The following is a 12206-nucleotide window of genomic DNA, read 5'->3' as shown; positions in this document are numbered from 1 at the left end:
CGCCTAGAACATGCCCAGAATGGGCTCGGCGCGTGTGTTGATGCTGAACTGCAGAACTAGCACGCCGTCGTCGCGTTGATGCAAAAGAGCATAATAGTAGAGATAGCTGTTCTTGTCGTTCCAATAGATCCGCATTTCCTGCGCGAACCCGTTCTCAAGCTCGACCCGTTTGGCAACGTCGGCATTGGTCAGGTAGTACGGAACAAGGTCACGTAGCTGCCCTTGCAGGACTTGCATCTGCTGCGGCGTGTAATCGTCGGCGCCGCCCAACCGGGTGATGACGTTCGAGAACTCGCGGTTCTTGATCTTGGTGTCGACGAAAGTTTCGTAACCGGCATAGGTCGGAAAGACCTCGTCGGCCGCGGCGGGAAGTGTCGAAAGGGACAAAAATATCGCTGCGAGAATGCGGAACATATTAATCCTCTTAGAAGTGTATCGCTGCACTCCTAGGACGAACGGGAAATCCTGTAAACCGCACCCTGCCCGACCGAGATGAACCAGATCGCACCGTCTGGGGCCTGCACGATGTCACGGACCCGTTCGGTCTCGGCGCCTTTGATCTGCTCGACCTCGCGCAACGGGTTTCCGGACAATCGTGCAATATAGTCGAATTTCAGCGAGCCCACGAAAATGTCACCGCGCCATTCGGGAAACATCCCGCCCGAATAGACCATCAAGCCCGACGGAGCGATGGACGGATCCCAATACAAGCGCGGCTGTTCCATTCCGGCCTTGCTGGTGCCTTCGCCAATCTTCTCTCCGGAATAATGCTTCCCGTAGGAAATGGCCGGCCAACCGTAGTTGGCGCCGGGTTTCACAAGGTTCACCTCGTCCCCGCCCTTTGCGCCATGTTCCGAGACCCACAACCGGCCGCTCGTATCAACATCAGCGCCTTGCGGGTTGCGATGACCAAAGGACCAGATCTCGGGGCGGATGCCATCTTGCGTGACAAACGGATTATCCGCCGGGATCGAGCCATCGCGGTTGATCCGAATGACCGTCCCCATGTGGTTCGAGCGGTCCTGCGCGCTTGGCCTATCGCCACGATCCCCCAAAGTGATGAACAGCGTCCCGTCCTGCGCCTCGACCAGGCGCGATCCGAAATGCCGGCCGCCCGAGCCCCCGGGAACGGCTTCGAATATCACCTTCAGGTTGGTCAGCCGCTTGCCGTTCTCGGACAGGCGCGCCACTGCAACCGCCGTACCGACCCCGCCGCTCTGCGGCTTCGAGAATGTGAGAAACACCTCTCTGGTGCGGTTAAACTCGCGGGCGATGGTTACGTCCAGCAGACCGCCCTGCCCCTGCGCCGCGACCTTCGGAACGCCCCGGACCTTGGTGGCCTTGCCATCACGCGCCAAAAGCAACTGGCCGTCGCGCTCGGTGACCAAGAAACTGCCATCCGGCAGCAGGCCGATCGCCCAGGGTGTATCGAGGCCGGCAAGCATGGTCGTGACCGAGACCTCGCCTGCGGATGTCTTCAATGACTCGCCCGACGCGACGCTGCCGCAAATCATCAGAATGAGAATCGTGAAAACCCTGATCATATCTATCGCTCCAATCCCGGTAAGAATGAGCCGCCCGGGAACCAAACCCTAGAAAACAAATAGAGTTGTTCAGCCAAAAGACACATTCCTGTTTGGACTTTTCTTTTCTGAACAGCTTGCCTAGGGTCTTGCTCAGAACGAATACGTTCCAACAAGGGAGTAACCTAATGAAAAAGCTGCTTACTGCGACTGCAGCAACCGCATTGCTGGCCGGTGCCGCAATGGCCGAAGACGTCAAACTGGGCGTTCTGTTCGGATTTACCGGGCCGATTGAATCACTGGCCCCGGCAATGGGTTCGGGCGCTGAACTGGCGATGGCCGAAGTGACCGAATCCGGCAAGCTGCTGGGCGGCGCCACCGTCACCCCGTCGCGCGCCGATACCGGCTGCATCGACAACGGCCTGGCCACCTCGAACGGCGAACGCATGATCGCCGATGGCGTTGCCGGCATCATCGGCGGCGACTGCTCGGGTGTGACTGGCGCAATCCTGCAGAACGTCGCTATTCCGAATGGCATGGTCATGATCTCGCCGTCGGCGACCTCGCCCGGTCTGTCGACGATGGAAGACAACGGTCTGTTCTTCCGCACCGCCCCGTCGGATGCGCGTGAAGGTCAGGTTATGGCCGACATTCTGAAAGACCGCGGCATCAACTCGATCGCTCTGACCTATACCAACAACGACTACGGCAAAGGTCTGGCCGACGCGATCCAGTCGTCGTTCGAGGCCGTGGGCGGTGAAGTGACCATCGTTGCAGCACATGAAGACGGCAAAGCGGACTATTCGGCCGAAGTCGGCGCACTGGCCTCGGCGGGTGGGGACATCCTCGTGGTTGCCGGTTACCTGGATCAGGGTGGTCTGGGCATCATCCAGTCCGCTCTGGACAGCGGCGCGTTCGACACGTTCGGTCTGCCGGGCGGCATGATCGGTGACTCGCTGCCTGCGAATGTCGGCCCCGATCTGGACGGCTCGTTTGGTCAGATCGCCGGTTCCGGCGGTGAAGGCGCCGAGAAATATTTCGCGATGGCCGAAGCCGCGGGCTTTGACGGCTCGTCGCCCTACTCGCCCGAAAGCTATGACGCTGCCGCGCTGTTCATGCTGGCCATGCAGGCCGCAGGGTCGGCCGATCCGGCCCAGTACGGTGGCAAGATCCTGGATGTGGCCAACGCCCCCGGCGAGAAGATCTATCCGGGTGAACTGGCCAAGGGTCTGGAACTGCTGGCCGCTGGTCAGGACATCGACTATGTCGGCGCTTCGGGTGTCGAACTGATCGGTCCGGGCGAAAGCGCTGGGTCCTACCGCGAGATCGAAGTGAAAGACGGCAAGAACGAGACCGTCAAGTTCCGTTGATCCGTCAGCTGACCGCATGATACCAAGCAGCCCGGGCCTTGTGCCCGGGCTGTTTCAATGACAAAAGGCGCCACCTTATCTTTGGGATGGGGCAACACGAAGAACCGCGAAAGCCGCGGACAGGGGAACACATGATCGTCGTCGAGGACGTGCACAAGCATTTCGGCGGTTTCCATGCGGTGGACGGGGCATCGCTGGAGATCGAAAAGGGCTCGATTACTGGCCTGATCGGTCCAAACGGGGCCGGAAAAACCACTCTTTTCAATGTGATCGCGGGTGTTCTGCCTCCGACCAGCGGCAAGGTCTGGATGGATGGCGAAGACATCACCGGCCTGCCGCCCCATGATCTGTTTCACAAGGGGCTGTTGCGCACCTTCCAGATCGCGCATGAGTTCTCGTCGATGACATGCCGCGAAAACCTGATGATGGTCCCCGGTGGCCAATCCGGTGAATCGCTGTGGAACACATGGTTCGGCCGCAAGCGGATTGCGGATGAGGAACGCGCCCTGCGCGCCAAGGCCGACGAGGTGCTGGAGTTCCTAACCATCGAACACTTGGCCGACCACAAGGCGGGTCAGGTCTCGGGCGGCCAGAAAAAGCTGCTGGAACTGGGCCGCACGATGATGGTGGACGCCAAGATCGTGTTCCTGGACGAGGTCGGCGCAGGCGTGAACCGCACCCTGCTGATGACCATCGCCGATACGATCCTGCGTCTGAACAAGGAACGCGGCTATACCTTCGTCGTGATCGAACACGACATGGATTTCATTGGCAAGATCTGCGATCCGGTGATCTGCATGGCCGAGGGCAAGGTGCTTGCGCAAGGCACGCTGGACGAGATCAAGGCCAACGAGCACGTCATCGAGGCCTATCTGGGCACTGGGCTCAAGAACAAAGACCAGTTGGAGGCCGGGGCATGAGCGACAATCCCTATCAGGACGACAAGGGCAACAAGGACGCCTCGATTACCAACACGCATGGCATCGGCACAATGACGCCGGCCCATCGGGTCAGCGGCAAGACCCACCGGGTAGAAGGCGGTCCATTCCTGATCGGTGACACCATGACCGGCGGGTACGGCAAAGGCCCCGACATTCTGCACGATTGCACGATCGCCGTGGACAAGGGCGAAATCGCCGTGATCGTCGGCCCCAACGGCGCTGGCAAATCCACCGCGATGAAGGCCGTTTTCGGCATGCTGGACGTGCGCGCCGGATCGGTGCGGTTGGATGGAGAGGACATCACCAACCTCAGCCCGCAGGACCGGGTGATCAAAGGCATGGGCTTTGTGCCCCAAACGCAGAACATTTTCACCTCGATGACGGTTCAGGAAAATCTGGAAATGGGCGCGTTCATCCGCACGGATGATTTCTCGGACACGATGGAACAGGTGTTCGAGCTGTTCCCGATCCTGAGAGACAAACGCAACCAGGCGGCGGGTGAACTCTCGGGCGGACAGCGCCAACAAGTGGCCGTCGGCCGCGCGCTTATGACCAAGCCCAAAGTGCTGATGCTGGACGAACCGACTGCGGGCGTTTCGCCGATCGTGATGGACGAACTGTTCGACCGCATCATCGAAGTGTCGCGCACTGGCCTTCCGATCCTGATGGTCGAGCAGAATGCCCGCCAGGCACTTGAGATCGCCGACAAGGGCTATGTGCTGGTCCAAGGCCGCAATGCATACACGGGAACCGGTAAGGAACTGCTGGCGGACGAGGAAGTGCGCAAGTCGTTTTTGGGCGGCTAACCGACGGTTTTCAGAATTCGGTTTTTTCATGGGGTCGGTCGGGATTCTCGACTGGCCCTTTTGCTTGATCGCTTTGCGCAAAATTGAAGGCCAGAAGATGGCAATAGGTGTTTCCGGCCACACCCTTCTTCCTTAAAACCCTTATTAGGCATCTGAAAAATATAAATTATTTCCTGGCAGCGCACCGCTTCAAAAAGCCTGTGGATTTTCCCGGAATGCCAATCTGCTGCTTTAATCAGGTCAAATTTCAAAAATATCGCTGCGCCCGAACCACTACACCAATCCCCGAAACGCGCCCCAATTGGGGGGCACAAAAATTGGAAGTCAAAATGAAGAAATGGATGATCGCCGCACTGGTCGCACACTTGGCAACTGGCGCTGTGGCTCAGCAACGCGAGTTTGTGTGCATATCGGATATTGATGGAACCGAGTACCGGCTGACACGGCTTGAAGGCGAGCAAAAGGGATCGGTCAAATTCGGTGACACGACCGGGGATGCTCAGGTGTTTCCTGGACTGAACAACATGACGTTCATCCTGGCGACCGAACAGCATGTCATGACCTTCTTCGTCAAAAGCCCTGATCTGTCCTACAACCTGTCCATTCGCCGTCCGGTCCTTCAGAATGACCGCGGCCAATGCATGGAAACCGGAGCCTAGTCCCGCAATCATCTGCGATTTCAGGCCGCGTCCCACATGGTGGCGCGGTCTTTTTCTTTCGGGGATCGGCAGACGGTTGGAGCGCGTGTGATGAATGTCCGCCAAACCGCATAAAAACATGCACAAAGCCGCAAAAATCATGCTCCAAATTGTTGTGTCTTTTGTCGGCGTCATGCCATAAAGCCGCACCCGGACAGTGAGAAGAACATAATGGACCTACTGAATGCGCTTGTTGCGCTTGCGAACTTTGTGATCGTGCCTGCGGTTGCCTATGGCAGCCAGTTGGCACTTGGGGCGCTGGGGGTCACCCTGATCTACGGCATCCTGCGGTTTTCCAACTTTGCCCACGGGGATACGATGGCCTTCGGCGCAATGATTGCCGTGCTGGTCACCTGGGGTCTTCAGGCCGCAGGGATCGGGTTCGGGCCCCTGCCGACGGCGCTTCTGGCGCTTCCGTTTGCGATCCTCGGGTGCATCCTTCTGGTGCTGATCACCGACAGGCTGGTCTATCGGTTCTACCGCGAGCAAAAGGCCAAACCTGTGATCCTTGTGATCGTGTCCATGGGTGTGATGTTCATCATGAATGGGCTGGTGCGCTTCATCATCGGCCCCGATGACCAAAGGTTCTCGGATGGGGCACGGTTCCTGATTTCTGCGAGGGATTTCAAAAAGATGACCGGGCTGGATGAGGGGCTTGCGATCAAAACCTCGCAGGGTATCACCGTGATCGTCGCCGTCGTTGCCGTAGCCTTGCTGTTCTGGTTCCTCAACAAGACCCGCACCGGTAAGTCGATGCGCGCTTATTCCGACAACGAGGATCTGGCCTTGTTGTCCGGCATCAACCCGGAACGTGTGGTGATGATCACCTGGATCATCGTTGCGGCACTGGCCACGACGGCCGGGGTTCTCTATGGGCTGGACAAGAGCTTCAAGCCATTCGTCTATTTCCAGCTGCTTCTGCCGATCTTTGCCTCGGCCATCGTGGGCGGATTGGGTAACCCGATTGGGGCTATCGCAGGCGGATTCATTATCGCCTTTTCCGAAGTCACGATCACTTATGCCTGGAAGAAGGTGCTGACTTACCTTGCCCCGGAAAGCCTGGAACCTTCGGGCCTGGTGCAGTTCCTGTCCACCGATTACAAATTCGCCGTCAGCTTCGTCATTCTGCTGATCGTGCTTCTGTTCAAGCCAACAGGTCTGTTCAAGGGGAAAGCGGTATGAACGAAGCAGTCAAAAACACCCTGCTTTTCGTGATTGTCGGCGGGCTGATCCTGCTGACCGGTTTCGTTCAAAGCTGGAATACGGCGATCTTGATTCTGAACATGGGTCTGATTTCCGCGATCATGGCGATCGGTGTGAACCTGCAATGGGGCTTTGCCGGACTGTTCAATGTCGGCGTCATGGGTTTTGTTGCGCTGGGCGGACTTGCGGTTGTGCTGGTCTCGACCCCTCCGACACCCGGAGCCTGGTCCGCGGGCGGATACGGGATCGTGCTGGCGCTTCTGCTGGGGGCGGCGACCGTTGTCGCAGCCGTGATGGCCGCGCAAAAAATGCCCAAGGGCCGGGCACGAACGCTGGCGATCATCGCAATCCTCGTCGTCGGGTTCTTCGTCTATCGCGCGGTGTTCGACCCGAGCATCGCTGCCGTCGAAGCCATCGACCCAGCCATTGCGGGAAATATCGGCGGGCTGAATCTTCCGGTGCTGCTTGCGTGGCCGGCGGGTGGGCTATTGGCCGCGGGCGCTGCCTGGCTGATTGGCAAGACGGCGTTGGGTCTGCGCTCGGACTACCTTGCGATTGCTACGCTGGGCATCGCCGAGATCATCATTGCGATCATGAAAAACGAGGACTGGCTGGCCCGAGGGGTCAAGAACGTCTACGGCATCCCCCGCCCCTCACCTATCGTGGGCTATGAGATTGACCTGCAGAGCGACCCGTCCTTCGTCGAACGTGCAGCCTCATTCGGGCTGGACCCGGTGACCGCTTCGACCCTGTGGGTGAAACTGGGTTATGCATTCCTGTTCCTGATCGTGCTTCTCATCCTGCTCTGGATGGCTCAGATGGCGCTCAAAAGCCCGTGGGGCCGCATGATGCGCGCGATCCGCGACAACGAGGTCGCCGCCGAAGCCATGGGCAAGGACGTCACCCGCCGTCATCTGCAGATCTTCGTTCTGGGCTCGGCCATCTGTGGCATTGCCGGGGCGATGATGACGACGCTGGACGGCCAGCTGACACCCAGCGCCTACCAACCGCTCCGGTTCACCTTCCTTGTCTGGGTGATGGTGATCGTCGGCGGTTCCGGCAACAATTTCGGCTCGGTCCTGGGGGCCTTTCTGATCTGGTTCCTGTGGGTCGAGGTCGAACCCATCGGTCTGTGGCTTATGAACCTGATCACCTCCAGCATGCCGGACGGCAGCGCGCTGAAGGCCCACCTGATCGAAAGCACGGCACATGTGCGCCTGTTCACGATGGGGCTTATCCTGCTGATTGTTCTCAGATTCAGCCCAAGGGGCCTGATCCCCGAGAAGTAGACATCTTTCATCACGAAACCGTCAGGCCGCGCCATGCGAATGGCGCGGTTTCTTGATTGCGGCTTGAAAAATCAATAGACGGCTTCACACTCTATGAACCATATCGGCGCATATTGTTCGAAACACCACTCACCTGATGCGCCGATCTTAACGAGTAAACTCTGACCCAGAAGAAAAGTTCTTGCACCATGAAGACTTCCACAAAGAAAATTGCCCTTATGGTTCCGGTCCTGGCTGTTGTGGCCGGATGTATCCCAAGCCCCCGTGAACTGGAAACCACACCCGTCCAGGTACAGACGCCCAAGGGCGTCGTGACCTGCCAACTGTATCGTCAGGATCGGGTTGACTGGGATCGCGCGATTGATTTCCCGGCCACCAAGATGTCGGTTCCCGAAGCTGACGCCTATTGCCAGCAGGAAGGACAGCGGCGCCTCAACCGCTGACGCGGCACGCCCCGCCAGTTCCGGCTGGCAGGGCGATGAAATTCAACGGTTGCGAAACAGCCCGCCTAGGATGCCGCGAACGATGCGGCGTCCTGTGGTTCCTTTCAGCTCTTTGATGACTGCCTCGCTCATGGCAGAGGCAAAGCTGTCTTGCTTTCGGACCGATCGTGCAGACGATCGCCCTACTCTGCTGCCGCTGTATCTGCGCGCCGCCGAATACTCCCGCTCGGACACCGACCGGGTGTCGTCTTGCTCCTCTGGTTCGGCCTCCTCGGCCTCGGCCGCGGCCTTGGCCGCGCGGGCCTGCAGGATTTCGAATGCCGATTTGCGATCCAGAAGCGTTTCGTATTTTCCGGCCATCGGAGACGCCTCAATCACAGCCTTGCGCTCGGCGTCGGTAATCGGGCCCAGTTGTGAACCCGGCGGACGTATCAATGTCCGCTCGACCATACCCGGCGCGCCCTTTCGTTCGAGCATCGAGGTCAACGCCTCGCCCACTCCGACCTCCCGGATCGCGGTTTCCGTGTCGAAGGCCGGGTTTTCCCGATAGGTTTCCGCGGCCAGCCGCAAATTCTTGCGATCGCGCGCGGTGAAGGCGCGCAAAGCATGTTGGACGCGGTTGCCCAACTGTCCGAGGATATCTTCGGGAATATCGGCCGGGTTCTGAGTAATGAAGTAAACCCCAACGCCCTTGGATCGGATCAATCGCGCGACCTGCTCGACCTTGTCCACCAGAACCTTGGGCGCATCATCGAACAACAGATGGGCTTCGTCGAAGAAAAAGACCAGCTTGGGCTTGTCGGGATCGCCGACTTCGGGCAGTTCTTCGAACAGTTCGCTCAGCAGCCACAAAAGGAACGTGGCATACAGCCCGGGCGCGCCCATCAGCTTGTCAGAAGCCAGGATGTTGACCATCCCGTGGCCGTTTTCATCCGAGCGCATCAAATCCGACAGTTCGAGCGCAGGCTCACCAAACAGCCGTGCGCCTCCTTGGTTCTCCAGCACAAGCAATCGTCGCTGTATGGCGCCAATCGAAGCGGTCGAGACATTTCCGTAGCGCAGCGACAGCTGTGACCGGTTTTCACCAATCCAGACCAGAAGAGCCTGCAGGTCCTTGAGATCCAGCAGCGGCATCCCCTCTTCATCCGCAACCCGGAAGGCGATGTTCAGCACACCTTCCTGCGCTTCGCTCAGGTCCAGAAGCCGGGAAAACAACAGCGGCCCCATCTCGGTAACCGTTGTCCGGACAGGGTGGCCCTGCTCACCAAACAGATCCCAGAACGTGACTGGGCACGCGGCATAGGAATAGTCTGCAAACCCGATACGCTGGGCACGGTCCATGAAGGCCTGATGCAACTTGTGATCGGGGCTGCCGGCACGCGCCAGTCCGGACAGGTCACCTTTGACGTCTGACAGGAAAACAGGTACACCCTGCTGCGAGAACCCTTCGGCTAGGATTTGCAGGGTCACGGTCTTGCCCGTCCCCGTTGCACCGGCAATCAGACCGTGCCGGTTTGCATATTTCAGCGTCAAACCCTGCGGCTGCTTGTATTCAACACCGCCACCGCCAACAAAAACGTTTTCCGTCATATTGATACGTCCCAAAACTTAGCGTCCCGGCACCACCATACAAACTTAACCTTTGACTGCGATAGTGATTTTGCCCGCCTCGCAATTCCCTCGTGTGGTGGGCAAACTTCCTCCCTGTCGACTGGCTGTGCTTTCGGGCACAGCCCTTTTTTTTTGATATTGCCAAGTTTCTGCTTGTGGAAACATTAAATTTCGCTGTTAGCAGTTGACCACTGGGTTCGCCTCTCGTAACGTTCGGGCATAACTAAGTCGGCCAGTCCGACGGGGAGATACATTGATTGAAGGGAGCCGCACGTACGGCTCCCTTTGTCGTTTGTACTCAAAGGCTTCTCGGCGTCACTTCAGGTGGCCTCCGATGTGTCGGCGAAAATCCGTCCAATCCCGCGTGCAGCGCGCGCTTTGCAACTGACATGGCCGAGCAGGAATGCTAGAGACGTTTGAAAAAGCTGTATCAGCACAATGAGGCAATGATGATCACCAAACTTGTTCCAGCCACCCTGGTAACGGCTGCATTGCTGGGCTCAGGCGCGTTCGCCCAGGAAGCCACGACTGAAACTCAAGAGCTGACCCAAGCCGGTCAGACCACGGATACCGGCTCCGACCTGGATCTGGGTCAAAGCGGCCCGCGTGTCGGCGAGCAATATGTCCGCGAGAAGTCGGGCGACTGGGAGATCTCCTGCATCAAGGCGCAATCCGGCGATGACCCCTGTGCGATGGTTCAGATTCTCAACGGTGCGCAGAATGAACCTCTGGCCGAGATCACCGTTGGCAAGCTGCCCGCCGGTGGTGCCGCCGCGGCCTGGGCGAACGTCATTGTTCCTCTGGAAACTCTGCTGCAAGCACAACTGGCCATCTCGATCGATGGCGCACCTCGCAAGCTGTACAACTATCATCACTGTGTTCCGGTCGGTTGTGTTGCGCAGCTGGGTCTGACCCAGGGCGACATTGACGCGATGAAAGCGGGAACGAAGGCTACCATTTCACTGGTGCCCGCACGCGCGCCCGATCAGGTTATCAACATGGATCTGTCGCTGAGCGGATTTACCGCTGCCTTTGACGGCCTGGAGGTCAACACCAACTGATCACGCCAAGATGAATGACCAAAGCCGCCATCCCCCGATGGCGGCTTTTTTCATACCTTCTTGAGGGCTAAGACCGCGTTCAGACCGCCAAACGCAAAGGCGTTGCTCAATGCCACATTCACCGCGGCCTCGCGCGCCTCGTTTGGTACGACGTCCAAAGCGCATTCCGGGTCGGGTTCTTCATACCCGATGGTCGGCGCTATCACGCCGTCACGGACAGCCATAATACAGGCCAGCAGTTCAACCGCGCCGGTCCCTCCAATAAGGTGGCCGTGCATGGATTTGGTCGATGAGATCATCAGATCGTCGGCATGGCGTCCGAACACATCCGCGACTGCTGCGCATTCGGTCTTGTCATTGGCGGCGGTTCCGGTGCCGTGGGCGTTGACATAGCCCACGTCACTTGCGTTCAGCCCCGCATCCTTCAGCGCCCCGGCCATGGCCCGTGCCGCGCCCTGTTTGCTGGGCATCACAATATCCGTCGCGTCCGATGACATCGCATAGCCCGCAACCTCACACAGGATTTCAGCGCCGCGAGCACGCGCATGTTGGTATTCCTCGAATACGAACACACCGGCGCCCTCGCCCTGGACCATGCCATTGCGATTTGCGCTGAACGGCCGGCAGGCGTCCTTGGACATAACCCGAAGGCCTTCCCAAGCCTTGACCCCCCCAAAACACAACATGGATTCCGACCCACCGGTAACCATCGCCGGGGCGGCGCCACTGCGCACCATCTGGAACGCCAGCGCCATCGCGTGGTTCGACGATGCACAGGCCGTCGAAACGGTGAAGCTGGGGCCTTTGAGATTGTGCTCCATCGAAATGTGGCTTGCCGCAGCGTTGTTCATCAGCTTCGGCACGACGAACGGATGGACCCGGTTCTTCCCGTCTTCGTAGACCGAGCGATAGTTGTCATCCCAGGTCGAAACACCACCGCCGGCCGTTCCCAGAACGACCCCCGACCGAACGGCCAATTCGCCGTGAAACTCCAGCCCCGACTGGTCGATCGCCTCTTTGGCCGCAGTCAGAGTGAATTGCGTGAAACGGTCATACAGCGCCATCTGTTGGCGATTGAACCGGCCTTCGGCCTCGAACCCGCGGACCTGACCGCCGATTTTTATGCTCAGTCGGTCGACGTCACGAAATTCAAGCTCGGAAATGCCGCAACGGCCTTCGCGCATCGCCTCCAGGGTGTCGGGCACGGAATGGCCCAGCGAATTGATCGTGCCAGCGCCGGTAATGACAACCCGTTTCATGA

12 protein-coding genes are annotated in these 12206 nt (G+C 58.8%); 8 read left to right on the top strand and 4 right to left on the bottom strand.

The features are described from left to right. Window positions 1–3: 3 nt before the first annotated feature. On the bottom strand, window positions 4–414 hold the full coding sequence (locus tag ACR0BA_RS03340; protein ID WP_480726432.1) for a hypothetical protein: 411 nt from the start codon (window positions 412–414) through the stop codon (window positions 4–6). Window positions 415–446: 32 nt separating this feature from the next. Continuing rightward, window positions 447–1544, bottom strand: coding sequence for a PQQ-dependent sugar dehydrogenase (locus tag ACR0BA_RS03335; protein ID WP_480726430.1), 1098 nt, complete (start codon window positions 1542–1544; stop codon window positions 447–449). Window positions 1545–1711: 167 nt separating this feature from the next. On the opposite strand from ACR0BA_RS03335, the gene ACR0BA_RS03330 reads away from it, so the two are divergent. The 7 genes from ACR0BA_RS03330 to ACR0BA_RS03300 all read left to right on the top strand — a co-directional run bounded on the left by ACR0BA_RS03330 (window position 1712) and on the right by ACR0BA_RS03300 (window position 8273). Further along, window positions 1712–2893 (top strand): ABC transporter substrate-binding protein, encoded by a 1182-nt coding sequence (locus ACR0BA_RS03330; protein ID WP_170338589.1) that lies wholly within the window; start codon window positions 1712–1714, stop codon window positions 2891–2893. A 131-nt stretch (window positions 2894–3024) separates the two neighbouring features. Further along, window positions 3025–3813 (top strand): ABC transporter ATP-binding protein, encoded by a 789-nt coding sequence (locus ACR0BA_RS03325; protein ID WP_093962961.1) that lies wholly within the window; start codon window positions 3025–3027, stop codon window positions 3811–3813. Then, on the top strand, window positions 3810–4640 hold the full coding sequence (locus tag ACR0BA_RS03320; RefSeq protein WP_170338588.1) for an ABC transporter ATP-binding protein: 831 nt from the start codon (window positions 3810–3812) through the stop codon (window positions 4638–4640). Before ACR0BA_RS03325 ends, ACR0BA_RS03320 begins: the two co-directional genes overlap by 4 nt. 107 nt (window positions 4641–4747) lie before the next feature. Further along, window positions 4748–5299, top strand: a complete 552-nt coding sequence (locus ACR0BA_RS03315; RefSeq protein WP_480726428.1) for a hypothetical protein — start codon at window positions 4748–4750, stop codon at window positions 5297–5299. A 210-nt stretch (window positions 5300–5509) separates the two neighbouring features. After that, entirely contained in the window at window positions 5510–6520 is a 1011-nt protein-coding gene (locus ACR0BA_RS03310) for a branched-chain amino acid ABC transporter permease (RefSeq protein ID WP_093962081.1), read from the top strand. After that, window positions 6517–7830 carry a branched-chain amino acid ABC transporter permease gene (locus ACR0BA_RS03305; protein ID WP_480726426.1) on the top strand — a complete coding sequence of 438 codons (1314 nt, stop codon included), beginning with the start codon at window positions 6517–6519 and terminating at the stop codon, window positions 7828–7830. The genes ACR0BA_RS03310 and ACR0BA_RS03305 overlap by 4 nt, the downstream gene beginning before the upstream one ends. A 188-nt stretch (window positions 7831–8018) precedes the next feature. Then, entirely contained in the window at window positions 8019–8273 is a 255-nt protein-coding gene (locus ACR0BA_RS03300; protein ID WP_170371053.1) for a hypothetical protein, read from the top strand. Window positions 8274–8315: 42 nt separating this feature from the next. Here the strand turns inward: ACR0BA_RS03300 and ACR0BA_RS03295 are convergent, their stop codons facing one another. Next, entirely contained in the window at window positions 8316–9863 is a 1548-nt protein-coding gene (locus tag ACR0BA_RS03295; protein WP_480726424.1) for a helicase HerA-like domain-containing protein, read from the bottom strand. 470 nt (window positions 9864–10333) lie between these two features. Here ACR0BA_RS03295 and ACR0BA_RS03290 point away from each other — a divergent pair, with 470 nt between their 5' ends. Further along, window positions 10334–10945 carry an invasion associated locus B family protein gene (locus tag ACR0BA_RS03290; protein WP_480726423.1) on the top strand — a complete coding sequence of 204 codons (612 nt, stop codon included), beginning with the start codon at window positions 10334–10336 and terminating at the stop codon, window positions 10943–10945. Between the two features lie 50 nt (window positions 10946–10995). Here the strand turns inward: ACR0BA_RS03290 and ACR0BA_RS03285 are convergent, their stop codons facing one another. After that, window positions 10996–12204 carry a beta-ketoacyl-[acyl-carrier-protein] synthase family protein gene (locus ACR0BA_RS03285; RefSeq protein WP_480726421.1) on the bottom strand — a complete coding sequence of 403 codons (1209 nt, stop codon included), beginning with the start codon at window positions 12202–12204 and terminating at the stop codon, window positions 10996–10998. Window positions 12205–12206: the final 2 nt, after the last annotated feature.

This window comes from Ruegeria sp. CI5, assembly GCF_056536885.1.
The sequence above is the reverse complement of the archived record's forward strand: the minus strand, read 5'-3'. Positions and strand labels throughout refer to the sequence as shown.